Source organism: Desulfuribacillus stibiiarsenatis (assembly GCF_001742305.1).
Lineage (GTDB): Bacteria > Bacillota > Bacilli > Desulfuribacillales > Desulfuribacillaceae > Desulfuribacillus_A > Desulfuribacillus_A stibiiarsenatis.
The window spans coordinates 1-25,012 of the sequence record NZ_MJAT01000008.1 but is presented as its reverse complement, the minus strand read 5'-3'; the positions used below and the strand labels follow the sequence as shown (position 1 = coordinate 25,012).

31 protein-coding genes are annotated in these 25,012 nt (G+C 34.0%); 30 read left to right on the top strand and 1 reads right to left on the bottom strand.

Translation table 11 applies throughout. The annotated features are described in order from the left end of the window. The first annotated feature begins 24 nt into the window (after positions 1-24). The 30 genes from BHU72_RS05180 to BHU72_RS05045 all read left to right on the top strand — a co-directional run bounded on the left by BHU72_RS05180 (position 25) and on the right by BHU72_RS05045 (position 24,534). On the top strand, positions 25-360 hold the full coding sequence (locus tag BHU72_RS05180; RefSeq protein WP_069701579.1) for a helix-turn-helix transcriptional regulator: 336 nt from the start codon (positions 25-27) through the stop codon (positions 358-360). 47 nt (positions 361-407) lie between these two features. Then, positions 408-569, top strand: a complete 162-nt coding sequence (locus tag BHU72_RS15815; protein WP_176720411.1) for a hypothetical protein — start codon at positions 408-410, stop codon at positions 567-569. Between the two features lie 61 nt (positions 570-630). Continuing rightward, positions 631-858 carry a DUF551 domain-containing protein gene (locus BHU72_RS05175; protein ID WP_069701578.1) on the top strand — a complete coding sequence of 76 codons (228 nt, stop codon included), beginning with the start codon at positions 631-633 and terminating at the stop codon, positions 856-858. Between the two features lie 41 nt (positions 859-899). After that, complete coding sequence (locus BHU72_RS05170; protein ID WP_069701577.1) at positions 900-1,142, top strand: hypothetical protein; 243 nt, start codon at positions 900-902, stop codon at positions 1,140-1,142. A gap of 190 nt (positions 1,143-1,332) precedes the next feature. Next, positions 1,333-1,503: a hypothetical protein gene (locus BHU72_RS15810; RefSeq protein WP_176720410.1), complete on the top strand. Its 171-nt coding sequence runs from the start codon at positions 1,333-1,335 to the stop codon at positions 1,501-1,503. 197 nt (positions 1,504-1,700) lie between these two features. Then, the gene (locus BHU72_RS05165; RefSeq protein WP_069701576.1) at positions 1,701-2,078 is read left to right on the top strand and encodes an ASCH domain-containing protein; all 378 of its coding nucleotides are present in this window, start codon (positions 1,701-1,703) and stop codon (positions 2,076-2,078) included. A gap of 51 nt (positions 2,079-2,129) precedes the next feature. After that, the gene (locus BHU72_RS05160; protein ID WP_069701575.1) at positions 2,130-2,390 is read left to right on the top strand and encodes a hypothetical protein; all 261 of its coding nucleotides are present in this window, start codon (positions 2,130-2,132) and stop codon (positions 2,388-2,390) included. A 117-nt stretch (positions 2,391-2,507) separates the two neighbouring features. After that, the gene (locus tag BHU72_RS05155) at positions 2,508-3,194 is read left to right on the top strand and encodes a hypothetical protein (RefSeq protein WP_069701574.1); all 687 of its coding nucleotides are present in this window, start codon (positions 2,508-2,510) and stop codon (positions 3,192-3,194) included. A gap of 32 nt (positions 3,195-3,226) precedes the next feature. Then, the gene (locus BHU72_RS05150) at positions 3,227-4,201 is read left to right on the top strand and encodes a hypothetical protein (RefSeq protein WP_069701573.1); all 975 of its coding nucleotides are present in this window, start codon (positions 3,227-3,229) and stop codon (positions 4,199-4,201) included. A 609-nt stretch (positions 4,202-4,810) separates the two neighbouring features. Continuing rightward, positions 4,811-5,218, top strand: a complete 408-nt coding sequence (locus BHU72_RS05145; RefSeq protein ID WP_069701572.1) for a hypothetical protein — start codon at positions 4,811-4,813, stop codon at positions 5,216-5,218. Continuing rightward, positions 5,215-6,987 (top strand): DEAD/DEAH box helicase, encoded by a 1,773-nt coding sequence (locus BHU72_RS05140; protein ID WP_083248272.1) that lies wholly within the window; start codon positions 5,215-5,217, stop codon positions 6,985-6,987. The genes BHU72_RS05145 and BHU72_RS05140 overlap by 4 nt, the downstream gene beginning before the upstream one ends. Positions 6,988-7,237: 250 nt before the next feature. After that, a complete protein-coding gene (locus tag BHU72_RS15805; RefSeq protein ID WP_176720409.1) occupies positions 7,238-7,408 on the top strand; it encodes a hypothetical protein in 171 nt (56 codons plus the stop codon). Next, entirely contained in the window at positions 7,395-7,622 is a 228-nt protein-coding gene (locus BHU72_RS05130; protein ID WP_069701570.1) for a hypothetical protein, read from the top strand. The genes BHU72_RS15805 and BHU72_RS05130 overlap by 14 nt, the downstream gene beginning before the upstream one ends. 280 nt (positions 7,623-7,902) lie before the next feature. Continuing rightward, entirely contained in the window at positions 7,903-9,060 is a 1,158-nt protein-coding gene (gene tcmP, locus BHU72_RS05125) for a three-Cys-motif partner protein TcmP (RefSeq protein ID WP_069701569.1), read from the top strand. Next, positions 9,044-9,817: a radical SAM protein gene (locus BHU72_RS05120; RefSeq protein ID WP_069701568.1), complete on the top strand. Its 774-nt coding sequence runs from the start codon at positions 9,044-9,046 to the stop codon at positions 9,815-9,817. Before tcmP ends, BHU72_RS05120 begins: the two co-directional genes overlap by 17 nt. Positions 9,818-9,829: 12 nt before the next feature. Beyond that, positions 9,830-11,050: a PIN domain-containing protein gene (locus BHU72_RS05115; protein WP_069701567.1), complete on the top strand. Its 1,221-nt coding sequence runs from the start codon at positions 9,830-9,832 to the stop codon at positions 11,048-11,050. Positions 11,051-11,349: 299 nt separating this feature from the next. After that, positions 11,350-11,985, top strand: coding sequence for a recombinase family protein (locus tag BHU72_RS05110; RefSeq protein ID WP_083248271.1), 636 nt, complete (start codon positions 11,350-11,352; stop codon positions 11,983-11,985). A gap of 330 nt (positions 11,986-12,315) precedes the next feature. Continuing rightward, a complete protein-coding gene (locus BHU72_RS05105) occupies positions 12,316-14,286 on the top strand; it encodes a DEAD/DEAH box helicase family protein (RefSeq protein ID WP_141709257.1) in 1,971 nt (656 codons plus the stop codon). Positions 14,287-14,698: 412 nt separating this feature from the next. Then, complete coding sequence (locus BHU72_RS05100; RefSeq protein ID WP_176720408.1) at positions 14,699-14,974, top strand: HU family DNA-binding protein; 276 nt, start codon at positions 14,699-14,701, stop codon at positions 14,972-14,974. A gap of 52 nt (positions 14,975-15,026) precedes the next feature. Beyond that, positions 15,027-15,596 (top strand): hypothetical protein, encoded by a 570-nt coding sequence (locus BHU72_RS05095; protein WP_069701564.1) that lies wholly within the window; start codon positions 15,027-15,029, stop codon positions 15,594-15,596. A 12-nt stretch (positions 15,597-15,608) separates the two neighbouring features. Beyond that, positions 15,609-15,857 (top strand): hypothetical protein, encoded by a 249-nt coding sequence (locus BHU72_RS05090; protein ID WP_069701563.1) that lies wholly within the window; start codon positions 15,609-15,611, stop codon positions 15,855-15,857. Between the two features lie 7 nt (positions 15,858-15,864). Further along, entirely contained in the window at positions 15,865-18,363 is a 2,499-nt protein-coding gene (locus tag BHU72_RS05085; protein ID WP_069701562.1) for a type IV secretory system conjugative DNA transfer family protein, read from the top strand. 172 nt (positions 18,364-18,535) lie between these two features. Then, a complete protein-coding gene (locus BHU72_RS05080; RefSeq protein ID WP_141709256.1) occupies positions 18,536-18,739 on the top strand; it encodes a hypothetical protein in 204 nt (67 codons plus the stop codon). Then, positions 18,736-19,587, top strand: coding sequence for a hypothetical protein (locus BHU72_RS05075; RefSeq protein WP_141709255.1), 852 nt, complete (start codon positions 18,736-18,738; stop codon positions 19,585-19,587). The genes BHU72_RS05080 and BHU72_RS05075 overlap by 4 nt, the downstream gene beginning before the upstream one ends. Beyond that, a complete protein-coding gene (locus BHU72_RS05070; protein ID WP_069701559.1) occupies positions 19,574-20,458 on the top strand; it encodes a hypothetical protein in 885 nt (294 codons plus the stop codon). Before BHU72_RS05075 ends, BHU72_RS05070 begins: the two co-directional genes overlap by 14 nt. A gap of 15 nt (positions 20,459-20,473) precedes the next feature. Beyond that, on the top strand, positions 20,474-21,340 hold the full coding sequence (locus BHU72_RS05065) for a hypothetical protein (protein ID WP_069701558.1): 867 nt from the start codon (positions 20,474-20,476) through the stop codon (positions 21,338-21,340). Further along, positions 21,340-21,675 (top strand): hypothetical protein, encoded by a 336-nt coding sequence (locus BHU72_RS05060; protein ID WP_069701557.1) that lies wholly within the window; start codon positions 21,340-21,342, stop codon positions 21,673-21,675. The genes BHU72_RS05065 and BHU72_RS05060 overlap by 1 nt, the downstream gene beginning before the upstream one ends. Next, a complete protein-coding gene (locus tag BHU72_RS05055; RefSeq protein WP_069701556.1) occupies positions 21,665-22,018 on the top strand; it encodes a TcpE family conjugal transfer membrane protein in 354 nt (117 codons plus the stop codon). Before BHU72_RS05060 ends, BHU72_RS05055 begins: the two co-directional genes overlap by 11 nt. A 112-nt stretch (positions 22,019-22,130) precedes the next feature. Continuing rightward, entirely contained in the window at positions 22,131-22,589 is a 459-nt protein-coding gene (locus tag BHU72_RS05050; protein WP_069701555.1) for a Panacea domain-containing protein, read from the top strand. A gap of 10 nt (positions 22,590-22,599) precedes the next feature. After that, a complete protein-coding gene (locus tag BHU72_RS05045) occupies positions 22,600-24,534 on the top strand; it encodes a hypothetical protein (RefSeq protein ID WP_069701554.1) in 1,935 nt (644 codons plus the stop codon). Positions 24,535-24,815: 281 nt separating this feature from the next. Here BHU72_RS05045 and BHU72_RS05040 read toward each other — a convergent pair. Next, a partial coding sequence (locus BHU72_RS05040; protein WP_141709254.1) for a transposase domain-containing protein occupies positions 24,816-25,012 on the bottom strand: 197 nt, incomplete at its 5' end.

Here is a 25,012-nt window from a genome sequence, read left to right as displayed (position 1 = left end):
TAAGGCAATAGGAAGGAGATTAACATGCTAAATTCCATAAATGATTTACCGGAAAGATTAGTTAATGAATTCCTCAGTGAATATAAGCTTACCAACACAGAAAGAGAAGTTGCGTTTCATCTTCTAACAGCAAACGAGAACGCAGTAGGAATAGCCAAGATGATGCATAAATCGGTTAAAACATTAAAGAATCAAATCAGTTCCATTTATATCACTACTAACTCTAAAGCTAGGTCAGACTTTCAGGCCAAGTATATAGAATATTTACATAAAAACATTCAAGAACTAAGCTCAAAGCAAATATTCGACATTCCCAGCTTTCGAAGAAGAGACGGAAAGCAAATGAGACATGCAATCTAGATTGCGTAATTTGATTATAATACGCAGTACTAAGGGGTGAATTGATAATGTTAAAGAATGGTGACAAAGTAGAGTATGAAGGGAAAATAACGACTTGCTTGTCGGATGAATTTAAGCTTTTTGGAACAGGACCACTTGTAGTTATGCTAGAAGGTTTTCAGGGCTTGGTTAACGCAAAACTTCCTATTTCTATTGAAGAGGGCGAATAGGTTTAAATGAAAGACAAGTTAGATAACCCTATAAGTTAGTTAATAAGGAAGGGATGATTTTGTGAATAAATGGATAGATGTAAATGAAAGAATGCCTGAAACAAAAAAAGATTGTTGGGTGTGGGTACAACCTACAAATGGTGAAGAAGGTTTCTGTTCGAAGATGTATCTAAGCTCATCTGGTAGATGGCATATAACTATGATTAAAAGCTTAGACGATAGCGACCAATACCAAGTAGTAGCTTGGCAACCTTACTACGAGCCAGAACCGTATGTTGCACATAAATAAGAGAATGTGAGCTGAGTCTTCAATCATATAGGGGGAAGGATATGAAAATCCATACATGCAATCCTATTTTAGAAAAGAAGCTAGAAGATATGGTACAAAGTAGTCATTCACAGAGAGAATCGGTTTTAGAGCATGATATCGATAACATACCTTTTGATGAACGAGAGTACCTATTGTTTTTAGTAGATGCAATAATGGGTAACTATATCCATCATGTGAAAGAGTTAAAAATATTAAAAGATCGATTACTACTTACCAAACCAAATTTAAAGGTTATCACTTGATGATTAGAATATGTAGCAGATAAATTGAAAGGATTGGTTCAAGTGTCAAAGACTTTATTAACTCCGGATGGTTTAAATGTAATAAAAAATGAGTTAGAAAATATTCGCAGTAGAAATAGATGGCCTATCTATTACACATAAATAAGATGATGCAACGGATCGTGATTATATTGCAACGGAGTGATTTAAAATGAAATATGAAATATGTAAAGGGATTCAAGATGGTGACAGTTTGATTTGGACAGCCATAGCTTGGAGTGATGTGAAACCATATGCGGAATATGTATTATCTGCTCTAAGTCTTGCTTACGACAATAGATTTGCTATCCTTTGTAATGGCAAAGTTATTAAAGAAAGCTAATTTCACATTGGATCATCTGTTAAATCTTCGTGAGTAGCTTCTACATGCTCCATAAATTTTGTCAAATCTAACTCTGACTTCAAGCCAACGCATAATATCATGCAATTACTCCATAAAATGGATGAAGCCGAAAGACAAGGATACGAAAAGATTAGTTATTACACATCTATAAGACAATGATGATCAGGAGGAATGACATGAAAGAAATAATTCAAAGCATTCATCCAAAATGGACAAAGCTTATATTTGACGGCAGAAAAACAAAAGAATTAAGAAAATCAAAGCCAAGAGACATTACTTTTCCCTTTAAAGTTTATATTTATGAAACAAAAAAAGGCGTTGGCGCAGTAGTAGGAGAGTATATTTGCAAAGGTATTACAACAACTAATGTTCCTCAAGTATTTCAGGATGGTAGTTGCGTTCATCTGGATGAAATTATTGATTATATGGGTAATGGTAAGATTTCGGGTTGGGATATTTCTAATGTTAAAAAATACCCTAAACCTATACTAATTTCAAAACTTGGATTGACTACAGCTCCGCAAAGTTGGCGGTATATTGATACACAAAGATAAGATACTCATACAGAAAATGATTTGAATGTTCACCAGGATGGAGGGTCATTTATGGGATATATAAGGTACGAGCCTGTTAATACCATTATAGATGGAGAAACAATCGAAATGATAAATAGTTACGGATGCTACACTTCAAAATACGTTAGATTATCAGGAAAACCGTACTATAAGGGAATCGAGAATAGACCAAAAAATTTGTATTCAAAAACACAATGCAAAAACATGAAAAGGCAAGTCGGTGAAAAAGAAGAGCCCGTTGCTTTTTCAAAGGCTATGCATGGATATTATCCTTTGTTTTTGAGGGTTTAAGCTAGAGGATGGCTGTGCATCTAAATAACTTACAGTGGACTATAGACATTTGCAAATAATAGCAGTGAATTTAGAAGGTGCAAAGACATTGAATTTAATAGGAAGGAGGAGCGCGGTGTGAGTCTACCAAACGGTGAAAAGCAGTTGAAGCAATTGTATATACGGCAAAAACGCTATTTAGAGAAGATTGTCCATCCGGATGTTAGAAACGAAATACAGATAGAACTAGATATGATTAAAGATCAACTGATTAAAGTGGCAAAGAATAAAGAAGCTATTAGCAATTTTTTAAGTGAGCAGCTGGTAATAGATGAATGCCAAGCTCCTTCTCCTAAAATTTATGAGAAAAAAGTGGTCCAATGGTTAAAAGGAGAGTATATTAGCGCCTTAAAAGAAATGAAGCACTGTCTAAAACGTTCTGAGGACAAGAAACTATATGTACATAATCTTCCTAATAACACTGCAAGCTATAGTGATTTAGAAAGGGTTGTCGGTGGAGAGATTCATCTTAGTAAAAGCGAAAAGGTGCTAATAAGACTAGAAGAAAAATGTGATGAGTTTTTTGCTAGATATCTAGAACTAAAGCTCAAAGTAGACGACATGGAAAAGATATTAAGTTGTCTAACATTAGAGCAAAAGGAAGTTGTGCGCATCAAGTATATTGAACCATTCACTAGGGGTCAAAATGCTAGAAGCGATGAAGAGACAATAGCAGAATTACCTTTCGAAAAGACATATTTCTATGAACGTAAACTAAAATCATCTGCGCTGGCTGCATTAGCGAATGCATTAGGATATATGTAAACACAGATAATAAAGAGAGGAGGGAAGTAGAATTGAGTTTTCTTCAGACAACATACAACCGGGCATGTAGAAGAATGTTAAACAGATATCCTTCAAAACTCAACTTTTCTATTAAAATCCCTCGTCTCTTTTTATTAGAGAAGTCAAGAACATGGACCAAATCAGAGAATGAACTGATGGAATACTTATATACAGTTTGTGATCCCTCAACAGGAATCGTACAAAATTATGAGCATTACAAGACCGCACTAAGCTTTAATATGCCAATAGAGAGTTATATGAGAGCCTTTAGAAAACTAGCGGATAAAGATGAATTTACATATATAGATTCTAAGAAAACTATATTTCTCAAAGACTATCAAAAAATGCATTTAACAAATCCAATCCATCATAAAGATCTTCCACTCGAAGAACAGAAGAATCTTGGTGGATATATTACCGTTTCTATCAAACCGATCATATCCGGTATAAATCGCTTAATTCGACCTAGAGCTAAGCGTATATTGTTATATCTACTTGCTAGAATAGGCAAGCGAAAAGAATCATTAAAATTTGATCAGAAGAAACTATGTGAAATATTCGGGTTAATGCCCTGTGAATTAAATAGTTATATTTATGAATTGATTCATGTAAAAGCTGTACATGGTGAATTTAATGATGCCAAGAAACAATGGGAATTTGCTTTAGGTGATAGTGTAGTGGATAAGAATGAAGATACACTATCTTTCTTGATGGATTTGAAAAATACAGCCCCCGATATTATATCCAGCCTTACATCACAGATATTAAAGATGTTAATTATGTACCAATTCACAACGAAATTTAAGATCAGTGAGGCGATGACAATCGTGAATTTAGCTTGTGTATATGGGGTATCTGCGATTGACGATATAATGTTTAGGCTGCGATCGAAAATAGACTACGAAAAAGAATGGCCAAAAAATATCATAGGATATATAACCAATGCTGCTAAGAGGAATACAAATACAGCAGCACAGTTAACATAAAGACGGATAGACTCAAACGATCCGTCTATTCGTGTTTAGTAATAATAGAAGCAATTTCTACAGTCATGGAAATACGAGGTGGCAATAACAGTCTTGGATGATAACAAGTATAAAAAATATACAAATTAACGGTCAAAATTACAGATTATGTATTTTTGACCGTTTTTATGTCTGTGGATATTCCCAAATTCCATGAAATAAATAATATCCACAATCAAGTGCTCCCAAAAGCCATAAGAAATTATACGTTATCTACAGGCATTATTCCTAAATTCCATACGCCCTTGATTATAAGAATTGATGTAGTAGGCATTGTACGCAACTATTCCTGGCCTATATTTTTGATTAATTACTTTTATATACTTAATATTATTAAGATAGATTTACTTTTATGGCATTCTTTATTTTGCCAATAACAATAATGCTAATAAATAAAAAAACGCGGAGAAAATGCGGAGTTTTGCGACTGAAAAATGTGGTATTATGATTATAGTAAGAAATATACGGTAAGCAACTTAATAATATGCGCGGGTTAGTAGATAATCTATCGTGCTCAACGGGTCACCTATCGTGGGTGGCTTTTTTACTTTTAAGAAAGGGAGTGTGTAAATGCTATTTAGAAACCTAGCAAATCAAAATGTAAATGTGCCTTTTATCATTAAACTTTTAAAACAGTTAAGGCTTCCGGTAACAACCTCTGAGTTTGATATCCAATACGAAATTAAAAGGATCCTTGATCAAAACAACGTAGAATATGAGAAGGAAAAAGTATTGGCCCCACGAAACCGCGTGGATTTTTTTATTTATACGGGTGATAACACTGGAATTATAATTGAGGTTAAAAAAGGCAAGCCAAATCGAAATCTTGTCATTGATCAATTAGAAAGATATGCACAGTTTGAAAGTGTATTGGCTGTTATTTTAGTCTGTGATAATCGAGTGAAGGTTCCAGAAAAAATAAACGGTAAAACGTGTGTTAGTATAGGCTTAAATCGATTGTGGGGGGTGTCCTTGTGAATGCAGCTAAACAAATGAGTAGGAATTATTCTGCCCCAGCATATTTACAGCCTCAGAGAGAAACAACGTACTACGGAAGTATTGATTATGAAGACCGAACCGGTTCTTGGATCATACATGCACAACCAATCGTTCTGCAGCTAATAAAAAGATTATTTCCATCAGCTGATAGTCGAGGATCTGGTGTGGCAAGATTTAAGGCTAATAAGAGATCAACAGGGGATCTTAATTGGTTAATGCTCCGGTACCCACTAGAGGTTAAGTGTTATGAGAAGTGGGATAGCGAATACGTTAAGATTGTTAACCATGCGATAGAAAGTAGGAAAATACTTTTTCAACCAAATCAAAAGAATCCAGGTAAGATATTCAAAGGAATATTAAGAAAGTATCAAAAAGAGGGCTTAGCATGGATGCAACATTTCAAGAAAACATTATTGGCCGATGAGGTGGGGCTTGGGAAAACAGTGCAATTTTTAGCACTTGTAGCAACGGTAAATCAGTGGCCTGTCTTACTGGTTGTGCCAAAACATTTGATGAAGCAATGGCGCAGAAAAATTGACGAGTTTCTAGAACTTCCGGTTATGAAGGGACAGAACTATGCATTATTTGATAGGGATGACAATATTCACTTCATCACGGGTACCAAGCCTTATGAATTGCCACAGGTTCCTATGTATATTACACACTATGGGTTAATCGGTTATTGGAAGGACGCATTAGATGCTTACAGCTTCCCAATTGTAGGCTTTGATGAAATCCATCATTTACGGCACACAGGTACACAAAAGTATAGTGCAGCGTCCTTGCTTAGTGAACAAGCTGAATACTCAATAGGTATGTCGGCCACGCCAATCTACAATTACGGCAATGAGATCCATAGTGTATTAAATATTATTGAACATCACTGTTTAGGGGATTGGGAAAGCTTTTCGAGGGAATGGTGTACCGGTTATGGTACCAAACTTGTTGCCGAGCCTGAGGTGCTAAATAATCATTTGAAAAACGAAGGATTGTTATTACGTAGGACTGAAGATGAGGCTAAGCTGGAATTACCACCATTAAACCGTAGTATAGTTGACATCGATATGGACCAAGATCTATTCGAAAAGTTACTTAAGGAGTACGAAACATTAGATAAAGCAAAGAAATACAGTGAGACCAGTGAATGGAGCCTTAAAGGGCAATTAAAAACGAAAATAGTGGAAGAAACCCGTAAAGCTACAGGAATAGCGAAAGCTGCCCATGTAGCTATTTTTGTGAAAAGTTTACTGGATACAGGGGAAAAGGTTCTGTTATATGGTTATCACCACCAGGTGTACGAGATTTGGGAAGAAGAATTTAAAGAATATAACCCAGTGTTCATACATGGAAAGTCAAAGAATCGAGATGAAAGCCTGGATCGATTTATGAATGGGGATTCGAAGCTATTGGTGATGTCTCTTAGAACTGGGGAAGGAATTGATGGCCTGCAGCATGCTTGTAGATTCATTGTGTTTGGTGAACTTGATTGGTCAGCTGGTATTCATCATCAATGTGAGGGCCGATTAGCTAGAGACGGTCAAAAGAGAACTGTATTTTCTTATTACTTAATTGCTTCTAATACTTCTGATGATCAAATCTTAGAGACTGTAGGGCTAAAGAAAAGTCAGTTTATACAGTTGATGGGTGATAAGCAGGAAACGCCAGATGAACAACAGCGATCAGAACTTCTTGCAAATAAGCAAATGGAGGTAGTGATAGATAACTTAAAAAACATGAATGTTAAGTGATTAGGAGGTCAATATAATGAATTTAGGTGAGAATTGCAAGCTTTGCTATTGTTCCAGATGCGAAAAGATTGAAACATGTGATATCAGTGATCTGGATACTAAATCGTATTGTGAGTATAAGTGTAAAGGCAAAAAGGAGTATGTTACAAAATGCTCTGATTATAACCGGACATCAAGATCTAAAACAAAAGAAGCATCTTAATTAAGCACCTAATGTAGGTGCTAAAATTATTTTAGGAAGGTGATCTTTGTGAGTCGTAAGAATAAGAGGTGGTATTTATTATTTAGAATTGAAAACGAACAAAAGGTAACTGTGTATGAGCCATTAACATTTCATGAGCTTAATAAAAAATTACGAGCTGGCTGGAGAGTTATATCCCTGGATCATGCTGAAGGAGGGAAATATCGTGATATTAGCTAATCAAGCGAAGATGGGTAGAATCTTGGTACCTGTTTTAAAAGATAATGCACCAATACTTAAAGAAATGCTTACAGATGAAGGGTACCGGGTGAGGCTAAGTAAACATAACTCGAAAAATCAAAACTTTGTTATCTACGAGGTTACAAATAAGAGTAGTAACTATGATTCCATACAGTTGATCATAGAAAAAGCAAAGAAACTATACGCAAGCTAGGAGGCGAAAGATGATTGAAATCTTATTGTATTGGTGGAAGTATATACTTTATGTTGTAACAGTACTTGGTGTTGCTGGATGCATTACTCATTATTGGGTACTAAAAGATTAGATAAAAAAATTCAGATTGGCTTTTAGAGTTTTTTTAGGCACTAAAACTTTAGTTTCCATAGCAGATTTTGTCGAATAATGACTAGTTTTGTCGAGTTGAAGGTTATCTCATTTCTTTGTAGAATAGTAAAAATTATTACTAACTACTAAGAAATGGGATGATAGGGCGATGGCAAAAGATACATTCTTTGTTGAAAAAAAGGAATGGTCAAAAACGAAAGATAAGTTATTAGGACATTATCTAAAATTGTATTTTAATAAGATCTTAGCAACTAGGGCTAATGTAAAATATATTGATTGTTTTGCGGGGAAAGGTCGTTTTGATGATGGAGAAATTGGTTCACCACTAATGGCATTAGAAATAGCAAAAGAGGCATTAAAAATATCAAAAGTACACAACAGTATTGATTTTTGTTTCATCGAAAAAATGTATTCTAATGACCTTAAGGACAATACACAACAATATAAATGCACAATTTATCCTGGTGCATATGAAACTTCATTACATCAAATATTGGAAAGCTGTAAATATCAGAACGTCTTTCTATATATTGATCCATTCGGAATTAAGAGCTTACATTTTGATATTTTTTCTTCTTTAAAATCTTACTCCTGCAGGAGTATGGAAATGTTGCTAAACTTAAATTCATTTGGGTTTATTAGAGAGGGTTGCAGGGTTTTAAACGCAAAGCCACTTTCGGAGGAGATATCTGCTCTTGAAGAAAGAGAGAACGATTCTGGTAGCACTAAGAACGACATACCGAACATGAATCGAGTAGCAAATGGTTCATATTGGCAGAAAATCATAACTGATTATAATTCTGGAGCAATAGATGCTTTTCAAGCTGAAGACCGATTTGTTGAAGAATACTGCAACCAACTTCGTAACGTATTCTCTTATGTTATCAATATACCGATTAAAGTTAAAATACAGAATATGCCTAAATATAGGATGGTTTTTGCTACAAATCACAAACATGGATTAGTTGAGATGGCTAGTAACATGTGTAAAAAATCGAGCGAGCTGATTAATGGTGGACAAATGACACTTTTCGATTATAGTAAAGGTGATGGTGTAAAAGAGGTAATAATGAACTTCATTTCATCTGCCGACCAAAGTTATGATGATATATTGGTATCATTTTATTTAGAAAAGGGGCCTCTGTATTCTGAATCAGATATTAACGCTGCCATTAAAGAATTAGAGGCTATGAATTCGATTGTTGTATCAAGAAATCCACCGATCACGGAAACTGGAAGAAGAGCTACATGGATTTCATATAAAAAGGATATGAAGGTGAGGAGAGGATATGAAAAGTGTCACTGATTATATCCAGAGAAAATCATTATTGTATAAAACGAACGTAGAATATGGCGATTATACAATCAATCACGTACAAGGCTGCTCTCATGGATGCTTATATCCTTGTTATGCATTTTTAATGGCTAAGAGATTCGGAAAGGTAAAAAGTTTCGAAGAGTGGTTGGAGCCTTGTATTGTTTCCAATGCTTTAGAGTTATTGGAAAAAGAAATCCCAAAACATAAAAGTAAAATAGAGTCAGTCCATTTAAGTTTTACAACGGACCCTTTCATGTATCAATATGAAGAGATTTCTGATTTGAGCATTGAAATCATAAAAAAATTAAACAGCAACGGAATTAAGTGTACTGTATTAACAAAAGGGATTTTACCAGAGGTGCTAGCCGACTTTTCTTTGGACAATCAGTATGGTATTACACTGATTTCATTAAACGAAGCTTTTAGGAAGGAAATTGAGAAGAACTCTGCGCCATATATAGATAGAATTAACAGCTTGAGAAAATTACATGAAAAAGGATGTAAGACATGGGTAAGTATTGAACCATATCCTACGCCAAACATTATTGATCAAGATTTTTTAGAGATTTTGGAATCGGTTTCTTTCGCAGATAAAATCATTTTCGGAAGGACTAATTATAATACAACGGTATCAAAGTATCCGGGAGTTAGAAGCTTTTATAATAATTTGTGTGAAAAACTAATCGATTTCTGTAATGCACGCGAAATTGAATATTATATAAAAGATGGTACTTTGACAAAATAAAAGGATGATATTATGTATATTTTCTTAGATACCAACACCATTTACAAGGATCCTTTCTTTACAAAAGGTAAGAATAAACTTTTGATGAAATTGGCAAAACTTGACGATGTATATATTGTGATTAACCCTACTGTATATGAGGAACTTTTGAGAGCTCACTTAGAATTTTTAAAGAAACAACTAGCGGATATCCAATCAGCGTACATCAAACTTAGGCCATACTTAGAGGGTAATGACCATATATTTCAAATGAATACAAATTTAGATGATCTTATTAAGGAATTTCATGATAAATTTTATCAATATCAAAAAAATGACCAATTGATAATTGTCGATTATGAAGCTGATATATTAAAACATATTGTAGAAATTGATATGTATGAAAAAGCCCCGTTTATAAAGCAATGTCATGTAAAAACAAAAGATAACGATGCGTTTAATTACCCTAAGAAAGAAATTAGAGATGCTATAATTTGGTACTCGTATCGATTATTTATCGAGAAAAATAGTATAGATGATTGTCATTTTATTTCTAATGATATTAAGGCTTATTGTGATGTTATAACGAAAGCTACCCCGGATGGTCAATATCAAATTCATCATGATATTAAGGGAAACGTTGATATCAAAGCTTATAAGTCAATAGAAGATTTTTTAACGATTAATGATAATAAAGTAAAAGAATTGCATTCGCATATTTTATCACAAGATTTGTATAATAAGTTTTTAAGTGATATGAAAAATGGTATGGCCGAAGAAATTATTCTGAAGTACTTTTCCGATCAGATTCTTTCAGAAGTAGATGATTACATTTCTAACTTAAGTCCGGAGAATATTCGTTCAAATTATTTTATTGACGGGTACATACAAACTTATTTTGATGGAGATATAGTAAATGTAAGTTTAGAAGATATTGAAATATTAGGCGATGATATTATGGTAACAGCTAGTGTAATAGTAGAAAAAAATGTAGAGATATATGCTTACAATCCAGTTTATGATACTAGAGATGAGAAATTTACATCGGTTGGCGAAGATGAGATAGAAATTACATTATTGGTGAAATTTCTTTTAGATATTGATACAACTAAAGATATAGACGAAGCGAATTTTTCAATATTAGAATACATAGAAGGAAATGATCCGTGGTCTGTTGATATAGAAGTTAATAAATTAAAAAATTTAAACTATGTCATACCACAATATGAAGAAGATTATGAATATAAGCTTTGATTAATTAATAAGAGTACCAGATTTAGATATATATCAAATGAGTTTAAAGTGACTAGAAACATTTTATTTAACCATCTGAATAGGTGGTTTTTTATTTTGGGAATCTATAAGATCCTATTTTGACTTAAGGATATTTCAGTGGTTTATAAAGGCAGACGTTTAAGGAATAAAGATAATAAAAAGAATAAAAGTTTATAAAGGTATTAAAATACTTTGCAACTGTTTATAAAATCCCTAGCACACTATCCAAACGTATGTAGTGTTATAAATGTATCAGATAAGTAAAAAGGAGCATTGAAATGAATAAAACATTTGCTTATGTGAGAGTAAGTGCTAAAGACCAATGTATTGATAGACAATTAGAAGCGCTTAAACCTTATAATCTGGATGATAGAGATATATTTATCGACAAGGCTACTGGAAAGAACTTCGAAAGAGTCGCATATCAAGCCTTGAAATTAATCCTTCGTCCTGGTGATGAAATCATAGTAAAGGAATTGGATCGCCTTGGTCGAAGTATGGACCAGATAAAAAAGGAATGGAACGAACTTCGGAGAATGGGTGTTGAGATTACAATAATCGATACTCCTATCCTGAATACAAATAACAAGACGGATCTTGAAAAGAGTCTGATTTCTAATATCGTATTCGAGTTATTATCTTACATGGCGGAAAAAGAACGCCATAAAATAGAAGCTAGACAACGTGAAGGTATAGCAGCAGCCAAAGCAAAGGGTAAGCATCTTGGTAGGCCGAAGATGAATCTAGATACGCTTACTAAACACCAAAGGCAACTGCTGGATAAACACTATCAGGAATGGAAAAAGGGTAAAATAACAGCTGTCACATTTCAGAGTATCCTGGATGTTAAGAAGAATACGTTTTATAAGATTATTAAGCAATACGAGATGAATTATTCGGAGCAAGTGAAGTGATGATTCCAGCTTTCAAAGGAGCGATTATATTGATTTTTGTGATAGCCTTAGGATTCATAGGACTTATGTTAATGGTTTTAAGTGAGATTATTGAAAAAGTACGTTAATAAAACTACTTTTTTGCAAAAAAACTTCCTATTTTCGAAATTAATGGTATAATACAATTATTATGCTGGTTGCAGAAACCCTGTTGCTGGTGTTTATGAAATGAGAGGTGATGGATATGGTATTCTATTTCTTCTGGCATGGTTCATAAATTCCAAGGGTAATGCTTTATGCATTGCCCTTTTTATATTTATTGAACTATACAAAAAAATGGAGGATACAAACATGAGAATAAATGAATTGGTTCAGAGCTTTGCAGGAATGATATTGCTGCTTATTGGTAAATCAGGTGTTGGAAAATCCACTTTTATTAAGCACTTAATTCTAAAAGATTTTAAAAAATCATTTAATGTACTTGATGGGATTAAATCTACGACTACAGTACTGATGCATTATTTGTTTAAGAAGGACATAGATAAAGTAACAGTTGGTATTAAATTTAAATCAAAAGAGAAATTAAGAATTTTGTTTGCTGAGAATTTATTTTCAGGGCTTGAGAGACTTATGGGGCAATATGTTTCAGGGCTACCCAAAAATATGAGTCCATATGAAGAAAGTGAATGGATTAAGAAACAACTTAACGATATAGCTACTAAAGATTATACAAAATTCTTTAACATTGACAAGTTGATAGCAGACGACAAAGATGTTTTTGTGAAAATGATACACGATAAAATCTACATGGAAATGCAGTATCTTTACCAAGAAAAGCGTAGTTTAGATAAAGTAAAAGATAAGCAAGAAGATCTTAGGCTACAGATAGCATCAGCATTTAGCACTAGCTCAGTTATTCAATCGAATTTTAATGACATTTTTGAATGGCTATACGAAAAGGCTACTAGTAATATAATAAATAGTGGTTTTGCTTTTAAAAATGATAATGATGATAATGACGAGGATGTTTACTTTGAAGGTAAATTTTTGAATGGATCATCATTGCAAAAGGCATTACTATCTATAAATAATTCAAACAGAAATTATAAGTCGCAAGATGATGTTAGTTCTATTTCTATGGTTGAAGAGATTTTTTTAGAATTGCCAATGTGTAATAATGATTGGCCTGATCATTTTGTTATTACAGATAGCTACGGACTCACACATGACGGAAGCAAGAATATAAACGAAAACCTTGAAGCAATACTTATTGGACAAAGATACAATGGCATTATTTTATTTAAGGAGTACGCAGATGATGACGGTATCGAGAAAATAGTAAAGAATTTGTTAGATTCTGCTCATTCATGCCATGTTATTCCAGTAATAAATAAAATAGATGAAATATTTTCATCATATAGTAGTGACGATGAAGATGATGAAGATGAGTTGAATAACGACTTAATTACACAGTTGCTTAATAGATATATACCACAAGAAGAAAATAGTTTTAACCAATTAATTAAAGAATTAGTAAAGGATCAGATTCGATTTAAAGTTGGTTCTGTAATTAGTAGCACTAGTAAAAAAACCAATTTCAATCTTCCAGAAAGATTTTTGATGGATTTTACGGCTAAAGAAATAATAAAGCAGGGGTATTCTGCATATAAACGTGCTCAAGTTTCAATTAAGTTAAAAGCTAAAACTCCTGAAATACAAAATATGAAGTTTTACGATCAATATTTGATATTTGAAGAATCACTATCTATTTTTACTCCTCAAATCATTGCAGATTTAAAAATTGGTGTTGTAAAGCAATATCAAGAATACGTTGCAAACTCTGATGATTATCATGGCAATACAGTGAATACATTAGTAGCTCAATGGATGAATGGATATGGACATAATTCTAATGCACAAGTTTATTGTAACATTTATTCCAATCCATTTAGAAGCATTCAAAATACGGTTATTAAAGCTATAAAACATTCTAAGAGTATAACATTAAATGATCAAGTAGTAGATTGTTTGGATGAATCGAGCAAAAAGGACTTGATTGAGGCTTGTTGGGTAAGTTTTAAGTTGCATTTATATAATGGTTTAGTTAAAAAGCTTGCATATGACAATTTAGGTGTCAATTCTAGCAAAAAGTCTTTGAATTTAAGGAACATTTGGTGGTATAGTAAACACCATAAATTAAGTGTTTTGCTTAAATTACTAGAAGAAGTATGTTCCGAACCAGAATTAGTTAAGGTAATTAAAGAAGCGTTAAGCAATGCTAGTCATACAACCATAAGTAATGCAAACCTTACGTGGGAATAAAAATTGAGTTCTTTAGCAATAAAGTAAATTTGAAAAGATACACCAATCATATTAATAAACTAGAGATAGGAAGTTTTGCTTAAATACAGGTTCAAACCAAGTCAATCTAATTTTTAAAAGACAAGTTATAAATAACTTGTCTTTTTTATATCTCTCTTTGTTTTTTAAACGAGTTAATTTGTTATAGTCCATACGAAATCAGATTTAACTGAATAAATTTCGCGGAGAAATTGCGGAGTTTTTCACTAATTATTTCTGCTATAATTAATATAATCGAATAATATCAATCGCTGGGGGAAAATCTCAGCGATTTTTATATTTTAAGGAGGTGATTAGAAGCAAAAAGATTGTACATAATGGTAAACAAGTCACTCCAGTTCTATGAAAATAATAATTTAAAAGGAGAATGAACATGAATAAAACAGATCTAATTAACAAGGTAACAGAAGTAACTGGGTTAAGTAAAAAAGATGCTGCAAAGGCAGTAGAAGCAACATTAAGTAGTATTTCCGAAGCATTAGTAAATAACGATAAGGTCCAACTTATTGGGTTCGGAAACTTCGAAGTCAGAGAACGTGCTGCTAGATCCGGACGCAATCCTCAAACTGGGCAAACAATTTCTATCCCAGCTTCAAAAGTACCTGCTTTTAAGCCAGGTAAAAAATTTAAGGAAGCTGTATCAAGCTAAGCCAACCATTTAAAGGTTGGCTTTTTTATATCACTAGAAGGGAGGAAAGCCCATGAGTAGGGTTAAGCTCAATAAGCCAAAAAAGCCAATTAAGCCTGGTAAGCAGGTAACAATCTATTTTAATAAGGAAGTACCTGCTGAACTCTTTCATGTAGTAAATGCGAATATAAAGAACGCGAATTCATTTTTATTAGAGGTGCTATCTGTAGTATTTGAATCTCCAGAGCTATATGAAAGTGTCAGAGGCTATATGGGAGAAATACCATCCGGGAGAATCTACAACTTTCCCAATGTCCACAAGTCTAGTGTAACTCAAAGTACAGTGAAACATGATGTACTCAGTAACCAGCATAAACGTGTTCCGATGGATAGAGGAAAAGATGAATCCATTGATTCATCGAAACCACTAGATACATTGAGTCTGCAAAATATTGAGCAAGCGGTAGAAGTAATGGATTCACCGGAATCATCGGAACTAGTGGAACCACAACAACCAATGGATACACTGGAATCACTGGAAATAAAGGAACCGCAAGATACGTCAGATACAGCATCATCTAATGCACTAGATGATAAAAAGCAAAGGGAACCAAAAAACAAGTCAGTTATGTGGAAAAAATAGGAGGGCTTAACTATGAATCGTTCAAACGTAGAAAAACAAAAGAGAGATTTAATGGAGTTTCTATTATCTGTTGCAGCTGTTATGTTGTTAGCTGCACTAGGAGCAGTTATTGGAAGTGTTAACGGGATGTTTTGGTTTAGTGCTGCTACTTTTATCGTAGCATTCATCCAATTACATAAACGTGATTCATTTTATAAATGGATCCACGCGTTTTTACTGATCGTAATTGTAATCGTTAAATTTAGCAACTTAGGAAGTTGATCAACCTATGCTTGAGTTACTTGGAATATCAGAAACCGTAATATTTGGCTTTGGAGCGGTTTTATTTACATTGGTAGTACTCACGGTAGGGATTTTGTCATACTTAGAACAAAACGCTCAAAAGAAAGACCGAGAATTTGTCCAGTGGTTTGAAATTCAACTTGGTGATCAGGACAAGCCTCAAGAATCAGTAGAGCTTGCTTTTGTAAACAACTTCTCACATATGGGCCGCCATGGTCTTAAGAGAAAAATATTTGGATCACTTGGATTTAAAATGTATTTTCTAGGTATGAATAAAACCGTGAGGATTTTCCTTTGTGTACCTAATACTAGAGCAATTCAAATAAAGAAAACAATTGAAGCTTTATACCCATCAAGCGTGTGTAATAAACTCGATGATAATCCTGTAAAAGATATTGTAACTATGGATGGATCGTCCTTGGCTCTGAAAGCAAGAAAACAAAATGCTCCATTTCAGCCTTATTCCTATAAACAACTACCAATCCTAGATCAAGTCATAGGTTTATTAAAAGCTGAAGACGAACCAACATTGTTAGAATTAAGTATTTATCCAGAAGACCGTAGATTATTAAAGTATAAAGAAAAGGATATGAATCTAAGTGATTCACTGCCATCTGTAGAAGTAGGAGACTACATGAGTAAGGGCCTTGCATCTATTGGTAGTGAGCTGTTTGGCAAATATAATCCTTTTATACATGAGAGTTCAGGGGCAATTGGTTCTCGCAAAACTACCAGTTCTAGTCAGAAAGAACTTGATAAGTATTTGCAAGGGCGAGAGAGCTTTGCTCAATTAGCGTTTCATGTTGGAATTGTATTATATGGCAAGGGGAAAAATACTAATTCCCGTCTCGGTACCATAGTAACTACCTTCCAAGGTATGAATCTAGTAAATGGCTTTAAGGTAGTGAAAAAAGGGAAAAAGCTAGTTTCATATATTCATAGCAGAAAGAAATATAAAAGCATTCTATCGCTAATGGCTAGTAGTGAACTGGCGAATTTCTTGCAAATTCCGAATAATAATTACCGTAGCTGGCCACTCATTAAAGAAGTGAAAAAGTATGAGCCTCCTAAAGCTATGTTATCAGACCGAGGCCTTAGAATTGGTCTTTGTAATTCGTATGGCTCGTTTGAAGAACAAATAATGCGTGTGAAAACTGAATCATTTCTAAGCCATGGATTCATAGAAGCAGCCCCTGGTTCTGGTAAAACGAATCTACTAGGAACAATGCAAGTAGATTTAATTGGACAACAAGTGCTAGAAGAAAAAGGGAAACTAAAGGCTAAGAGTCCACGTGAACAGGTACCAGGGTTTACAATGTTTGATCCACATAGTGATTGTGTAGAAAAGGTACTCACTCATTTACCACCAGAGTTATATAATCGGACCCATTACATCAAAATGTCGGAAAAGGACTTTCCGCGAGCTATTAATGTATTTGATATGGAAAGTATAGATCACGAAAATGTTGCGGATATATTCGTCAAAAGCCTTCAAGACTTGTATCCAGCTGGTAATGCAGTCCGTATGGAGAATTTCTTGAAAAACGGTGTCTTAACACTTTTGAAAAGTAAAACGGAAGTTACACCGCTGCATATTCCTTTAATTTTCCGAAATCCTGAGTTCAGAAGGGCCATCCTGCAAAAGGTACAAAAGTCAGATCCATTCCTTATGGAATTTTGGCATGGTAGCTTTGCAGCTGAAGAAGGAAATATCGATAAAGTGTTAGGGCCAATATGGAATCGATTAAACAATCTCATATCATACGATATCATGCGTAACATGTTCGGACAGACTCGCACATTCATTAATATAAGGGAACTCATGGACAGGGGGAACAACTTATTAATTGATGCAGCGGGTATTGGACCCGATAATATGAAGTTAATGGCAACATGGCTACTTATTCAATACCATTTCACAGCACTTGGACGCTTCAATATTCCTGAACAAGATAGAAGAGGACACGTCTTTTTTGGTGATGAATGTCATGGCTGGTTGAGTGAAATAGCTGCTAAGATCATTGATGAGGATCGGAAATATGGACTTGGCCTATGGATGGCTACTCAATACGCAGAACAGATCGAGAATAAACGGCTATTTAATTCAATCCTGAAAAACGTTGGAAACTATATTTCGCTACGATCGAAACCTGACAATGCGATAGAAGCTGGCAAAAGGCTAGGCATTCGTTCAGAGAACATCATAAACCTACCGGATAACGAAGGTTATGGAACAATTTTAGTTGAAGAAGGATTTTCAAAAACGCCGCATCTCATTAGCTTTAAAAATCCATACTTGAAAAAAGGTATCTATGACCCTAAACCTTTTAAGGATTATGCAAATGAACGTGATGGTAAACCTGTTAAAGAAGTAGAAAAAGAAATGATAAAACGGTATGCAGTATCCAATGATGAGATGGAATCATTAGTTCCATCGTTACAAGGGAAACAGGGGAAAAAGATTAAAAAATTCATTGAAATGTAGATTCACAACCATAGTAAATGTAATAGAAAGAGCAATAGTAAAAGTTCAGTAAAAAAATAAGGTAATTATTGTGGTAAAAGCTATGGAAGTGTGAATCACGCATAATCGTCTATAAACCTTGATATGGTGCGGTTTATAAGATGTGTAAATATAGGATAAGCAGGAGAGAGGAATGAGTGAGTGTGTGGAGTGTGGGCGCAGATTTGAGTTTGTGGAACGAGGAACGAGTGAGACAAACGAGAATCGAGCAACATACGGAACAACACGAACGAGTGACGAACGACCTGCGCGGACGAGTGGCGGAGCAGGAGGACGGCCGAGGCGGAGCCGAAGGCAAGCGAAGCACGAAAGGCGAGCGACAGAGCACGGAGGGTGAGCGAACAAACTGGTGAACAAGAGGTGAAAGTCATGAGACATAGCCAGTATATAAAATGTCCTTTAGAACCTGATTTTTTTAGGAAATTAGGAAAGGTTCATTCTAGTCAGATTCGTCGAAAACTTATTTCTATATGGAAACTTGATAAGAAGCATTACGAAGAAACAATACGGAAACGTATTAGAGACTTCGGTTGGATCACATCTACTGTAGATAATACGAACGAATGGAGAAAAGCTTTTCAATTTAGTAAAGCTAGGAATAAATACGATGGCTACCAAAAGGATGCCACCCGTATGGATGAAGAAATTAAGCTTGGTAATATTATCGTCGAACAAGGACTGATAACGACTGATGAACCAACATGGTTATCCCTAGCCTCCCTTGCTTTTCAAAAAGATTCTGCCAAAGAAAGCCCCAATCACTTCTTCCTAAAAGAATTGATGGGGCTATTTATGTATCGTAAATCAGTAAGTATAGTACAGGATTATGAGGTATCAGATATATTATATGGTCAACCAGTACGGTATGACATGGTATTCAAGTACCCAGTGGTAAATCAATACGACAGTACATCGGATACACTTAATACCTCAGATACCTCAGATACATCAGTATATAGCAAACAGCATTCACTCGATATATCGGATTCATCAATATATGACATACCGTATATTATCGGAGAAGTGGGTGACACGGAACTATGGAAAGTGATGGGTATCGTATACCGAGGGAACCAATGTATTATTCTGCCCCATTGGACATGGCAAAAGATAAATCCGTTTATAACAAAGCACTTGCATTATCCATATTATATGTTTAGGAGGAAAGGAAGTGGGACTATATAACATTCTTGAATCTCTTTATGAATATGAAATCATGACAGCGAAGCAGTTAGCCATAGTGAATGGCTATAAGCTCAAAACGGTATATGAATATATTCATAAGTTAAGTACCTTTAAAGATAAACATGCAATGGAGGTAACTCCAAAGATACGCAAGATAGACCTTGCTACTAAAAGAGGTGCAAAAGCATACTACCTAGCGCCAAGAGCTGCCAAAGAAATAGCCGAAGCAAGGAATGAAGTTCACTATTTCCGAGAAAAAGAGTGGGAAACGGTACCAGGAGCTTATTATAATATCTTAGTTACCAATCAAGTGATCTGTGAGATTATCCAGTCTGGGATACTTAGCATCTCGGAGTGGACCGGAAGAAAAACTCTACTAAAAAGATATACTGAAGATGAGAAAGGCTATATTCCAGTTTTTAATGCGTTGTTTGAATGCCAAAACAACACGAATTTAGGGTATGAGAAACGTATTGTGTATTTAAGTGTAATATCTGCTAAAACCGATAAATCTGTAATAAGAGAAATGATGAATACGTACTACGATATTTTAAGAATGAGCTATGAAGGAGGATCCAATAAGATTCTTCTTCTTTTTGTTTATATGGGGAAAAAACTTCATCAAGAGCTGCTTTCTTCATGGAGTCGTTTTTTCGTAGACAAGGCAGATGCACCATACTTTGCTGTAGCAAGCTTTGAAGAGTTAGGGAAGGAGGGCGTTCTTTCTAGTGTCTGGCAAACTAGTCAGTCTTCCGAACGCACATCCATTGTTAATATGCCCTACTACGAGATAAAACAAGAGATTGCTCCGGTTTTAGGTGTGTTAAAAGTGGATGATGAGTTGCAATACATTCAAGGTTTTCATATGTAAAGGAGGTGATACATAATGAGAGGTAAAGAGTGGAGCCAGACTTCACGATGGAAGATATTTTTGAACAAAGGGATTGCTGTTTTAGTCTTAATTATCTTCGGAGTTGGCATACTAGGTTGGCTTGATGGCTGGGGCAATAACATCACACAAGAAGTAACCCAGGTAACAAAAGAGGAAGCCGATGTCTTTTCCGAACCTTCCTTGGTCAATGGAGCTGTAACGGTACTTATTCACAAATGGTTTGATTATGTAGATGGTAAAGAGCTTTGGCAAGATGTAATTCTAAATCCAACTATCATGAATTACAGTGTCGATACACGATACCGGTCTCGTGTCATAGCTTCATCTGTCGATCAAGTCATAAGACTCAGCGACAATACCGCTGAGGTAAAAGTAATGATGCTAAGAGAAGTAGAGATATTTAACGAGAACCGGGAAGCTGAAACGATTCAAAAGGTAGAAACTGTTAGAATCCCACTAATGTACAAAGATGGTGCGATACAACCACTTTCAGGCCCTATTATAGAATCTCGAAACCGAAGTTACGGTCTAGATATCAATCACACACCTATTGTCATTACGGAAGATGAAGATGCTGAACTGAAAAAGCTAGTAGAAGGTTTTCTAAGTTCATTAGGTAATGGGAATAAAAGCCAGATTGGATTCTTCTTTAAGGATCAGAAATTAGCACCAAATCCCATGGTAGGGACAATTAAATTCGTAAGATTAATTCCGATTGCCAAGAAAGGAGATGAGATTCAGTTTGTAGTGCTTGCCAGACAGAAAGAAGGTCTGGGTCTAGAACTAAATCATATCTACAAAATAACTGCCGAGAAATCAGTAGATAGATATCTAATTAAAACATTTGAGGTGGGATTATAATGAATCTTTATGAGAAGCAATTAGAAAATAAGCAACAACACTACGTCAGAACAGCGAGTATAGTTCTGACGTTTTTATTTATCTTGGTAATGGGCCCGACTTACGCTGCGTGGAATCCAAAGAGCTTATTCGAAGGAATAGTAGATACGGCTACGTATCTAGCCGCTGTGGCTTGGGCTATATATCTTATAACGTTAGGCATCCAAAGAAAGTTTCTATGGTTTGGGTTAGTCTTTTTCTTTGGCGGACTTGGGCTTTCGCTCCTAAATTCTAATACAAAAGATTATGCAATTAACATGTTAGGAGCAGCGTGGAGGGCTATTCTTGGAGCATAATATTAAATTCTATACAAAGGTACTTAGGTTTGAGCGAGAATTTGTATGGCCTGTGCTCGGCCCTGTCACGTTTTTGCAGCTTAGTGTAAGCATAATGACCTTTTTAATATCAACAGCCATCTTTTTTATGATTCTCCCTGTGCAGGTGGCTCCTGTAAGCGGTTTTGTGATTGCTATGACTATGTGGTTCTTATATGGAGCAGTAAAGCCAGATGGGAAGAGAATTCACAGATTTGTTCTGGATGTAATCCGATATTACGCACGGCCTAAGAATCGAAACATGGGTCAAACTCTGAACAGGACTAGGAAAAAAGTTCAGAAATGGGTCCGTTTTCAACAGTAATTGGTTTCTTTCTGCCAGATTTGCGGTTAAGCAGCAAACTGGCAGAAAGATTTAATGACATGAATCGTAATACAATGATACAATTGCCTTGAATTATTAGGAGGTGGTAATGATGTTATCTATAAAAGACGTAACTAATTTTTTCTTATGTAAAAATATACCAAATTCTAAATATGAAATTACACACCTAAAATTACAAAAATTATTATACTATGCTCAAGCTTGGCATTTAGCTATATTTGACGGTCGGCCATTATTTGATGAAGATTTTGAAGCTTGGGTGCACGGGCCTGTGAATAGAGAAATATACGAAGTCTACAAAGGCTATGGATATAACATATTGCCAGTATGCTCAAGTGAAATTTCGCTTAATATAACAGAAGAACAAAAAAAACTTTTAGAAGAAGTATGGATAAGTTATGGCTCTTTCACAGGAAAGTATTTAGAAACACTTTCCCATCAAGAAAGACCTTGGTTAGAAGCTCGTGGTGGAATTAAGGCGAATGAGACTAGCACTAATGTAATTTCTAAAGACAAAATAACAGATTATTATAAACTCTTATTATCTTAGGTGAGGAAATATGGTATTTTTCAAAAGATTCCTTTTATATATAGTTGGCTCTCTAGTAACCATAGTTCAATTTATTAGTGGCTATTTTTTTAGTATTATAGGTAGTATTATCAACTTTCTTATTGGAGCATCAATTGTAGTTGTTATTTCTATAGGATCTCTAGTTGTTGGGGCCGGGTTAATATTCGATATTTCCCAAAAAACAGATATACTTATATTCATTTATCACATTATCGGAATAGATAATCCGAATGATTCTTTATCTATCGAATTAATAACTAAGAGCAGTACATTTATAGGTGTGATTGCTTCAATTAGTTTTACAATATATTTGTTTGCTTTTAAGGAGCAAAAAAGCTTTTCTGTAAGTTCTGTAAACAATATTTCAAAACATCTTGTATCATTAATCTTTATAGTAATGTGTATCGTTACTATTGCACTTGGTTTTTTTATGGAGAACTTAATGCTTCAAAAAAATATTTCTATTAAAAATAGTTCTATTGAAACTCTATTGGCTAAGGAAACAAAAAGAAAAATAGAATTTTTAGTCTCAAGCAATCCCGGTCTTTCAGAAAATGATATAAAATCGGAAATAGAAAAAAGGAAAATGCTAATAAGAGAGAACTACGTAACGTTATATTATTTTATAGCTTATTCAATCTGGAGCACTTTTTTTCTAATATCAATAATTTCAACTTTAGTCTTTTTAATAAATATTGTAAATATGCTAAATCTTCGGTGGCAATTTAAACAATATATACATTTATTAAATATAGAATTAGGGATATTACCACTTATATCTAAGGTTAAAATATTTAAGCCTATAAGAGTGTACACATACGATAGTATTCACTATTATTTTGAATGTGTATACCAAATGCTATTATTTTGTTTAAACAATAACATGTATAAATTATATAAAATTTCGTCTAATAAACTTTTTAATATTATACTAAGTATATATATAGAAAAGAAAAAAAGGCTATATGATAATTATACCTATGCAGTTCTCAATAATGTTGATTCTGAAGAATTTAAATTGCTAAATAAAGCAATTTTAAGAAATCAAATATCATTAACTCTTTACCATTGTGATAAATATCAAATAGAAGAGATGACAAACTGTATAGATGTTATTTTTGATATATATCCGAAAGAAGCAACTATTGATTTAAGAGTCATTTATTTAAATTCAATATATGAGTTATCTATGATGCTACTTAAAAAGGATATTATTCGCTTTGAACCTTTTCTTACTAGACTAGAAAAGATAAATAAAGAGGATTCTATTAGTATTTACGAATTACTTTTAACTCAATCACTATTAAAAAATGATATTAATACTATTTGCTCAGTTACATATTCTCTAGCAAAAAACAGTACATCTAATGGAGTAAATATTAATAACAACAATTATCCGACCAATTCTATTCAAAATGGTATTGCAAATCAATACACACAATTAGAGATATTCACATTATTAAAAACACTGTTAAAAAGCATAGAATTATTGTCACATTCTATGTCTGGCTTTTTAATAAAGTTTCTTATTTCGAATTTTAAGAGTGATAAGCTTATCTTAGCGCTTTCAATGTTTAACATAGAGAATGTCGTTTCTAGTGTAAGAGAAAACCAAGATTTAATTTGCAATATTGATTATCAAAATAAGATAATTGATGGTACTTTCCATTTTAACTCAGAAACATTCGATTATAGTTGTTCGCGTTTGAAGTTCTTATTGTTAGGTCAACAACTTTATATAAACCGTATGAATTTACAACCGAATAACAATCCAGTTGAATTTGTCAATCTAGCTGTAAATGAATCTTATTGCGAGCACTTATTCGAAGGAATTAAAAATAATAAAGAAAAATATGGTCTAGAATTTCTAAATGATAATAGCTTTTTACAAAGATATAAAGAGATATTACTCCAATCATTATAATTTTTTAGAAATAAAAGCACTCTACAATAGAGTGCTTTTTATTTTAGGGAGGGAGACTTTTGATTTATATATTTCTTTACATATTACTCATAGTACTACTAGTCGGATTCTTTAATTCGCAAATTCTGGGATTTATAGACTGGTTGCTAAGAAAAATTGATTAAGACAATGTTGATCACCACAAATGTGGTGATTTTTTTATTTCTAAAGATCTAAGGAGGAGTTATTAATGGTAACCGCTCAATAACAGGGTGCCAAAAAAGAACTAATACCATGTGGCACTAGTTCTTGCATTCAGCTAGTATACGCGGAGACCAAGGCATTAAATCTTCTAAATCTTCTGGCCTATTCCGGTAATCAGTATCCGGCATGTATAAGAGAAGATAGTTTAGGTAGCTGTATATGTTCAGTCCATTTGCTTTTGCTGTCTCGATGATGCTGTATATAGCGGCACTAGCGGAGGCCCCTTTAGGAGTAG

Coding starts and splice junctions, on each gene's coding strand:
- BHU72_RS05050 (WP_069701555.1), top strand. CDS start 22,131: ATGTTATCTATAAAAGACGTAACTAATTTTTTCTTATGTAAAAATATA.
- BHU72_RS15815 (WP_176720411.1), top strand. CDS start 408: ATGTTAAAGAATGGTGACAAAGTAGAGTATGAAGGGAAAATAACGACT.
- BHU72_RS15810 (WP_176720410.1), top strand. CDS start 1,333: ATGAAATATGAAATATGTAAAGGGATTCAAGATGGTGACAGTTTGATT.
- BHU72_RS05145 (WP_069701572.1), top strand. CDS start 4,811: ATGCTATTTAGAAACCTAGCAAATCAAAATGTAAATGTGCCTTTTATC.
- BHU72_RS05180 (WP_069701579.1), top strand. CDS start 25: ATGCTAAATTCCATAAATGATTTACCGGAAAGATTAGTTAATGAATTC.
- BHU72_RS05095 (WP_069701564.1), top strand. CDS start 15,027: ATGAGTAGGGTTAAGCTCAATAAGCCAAAAAAGCCAATTAAGCCTGGT.
- BHU72_RS05090 (WP_069701563.1), top strand. CDS start 15,609: ATGAATCGTTCAAACGTAGAAAAACAAAAGAGAGATTTAATGGAGTTT.
- BHU72_RS05120 (WP_069701568.1), top strand. CDS start 9,044: ATGAAAAGTGTCACTGATTATATCCAGAGAAAATCATTATTGTATAAA.
- BHU72_RS05060 (WP_069701557.1), top strand. CDS start 21,340: ATGAATCTTTATGAGAAGCAATTAGAAAATAAGCAACAACACTACGTC.
- BHU72_RS05105 (WP_141709257.1), top strand. CDS start 12,316: ATGAGAATAAATGAATTGGTTCAGAGCTTTGCAGGAATGATATTGCTG.
- BHU72_RS05115 (WP_069701567.1), top strand. CDS start 9,830: ATGTATATTTTCTTAGATACCAACACCATTTACAAGGATCCTTTCTTT.
- BHU72_RS05100 (WP_176720408.1), top strand. CDS start 14,699: ATGAATAAAACAGATCTAATTAACAAGGTAACAGAAGTAACTGGGTTA.
- BHU72_RS05165 (WP_069701576.1), top strand. CDS start 1,701: ATGAAAGAAATAATTCAAAGCATTCATCCAAAATGGACAAAGCTTATA.
- tcmP (WP_069701569.1), top strand. CDS start 7,903: ATGGCAAAAGATACATTCTTTGTTGAAAAAAAGGAATGGTCAAAAACG.
- BHU72_RS05170 (WP_069701577.1), top strand. CDS start 900: ATGAAAATCCATACATGCAATCCTATTTTAGAAAAGAAGCTAGAAGAT.
- BHU72_RS05065 (WP_069701558.1), top strand. CDS start 20,474: ATGAGAGGTAAAGAGTGGAGCCAGACTTCACGATGGAAGATATTTTTG.
- BHU72_RS05045 (WP_069701554.1), top strand. CDS start 22,600: ATGGTATTTTTCAAAAGATTCCTTTTATATATAGTTGGCTCTCTAGTA.
- BHU72_RS05080 (WP_141709256.1), top strand. CDS start 18,536: ATGAGTGAGTGTGTGGAGTGTGGGCGCAGATTTGAGTTTGTGGAACGA.
- BHU72_RS05085 (WP_069701562.1), top strand. CDS start 15,865: ATGCTTGAGTTACTTGGAATATCAGAAACCGTAATATTTGGCTTTGGA.
- BHU72_RS05160 (WP_069701575.1), top strand. CDS start 2,130: ATGGGATATATAAGGTACGAGCCTGTTAATACCATTATAGATGGAGAA.
- BHU72_RS05110 (WP_083248271.1), top strand. CDS start 11,350: ATGAATAAAACATTTGCTTATGTGAGAGTAAGTGCTAAAGACCAATGT.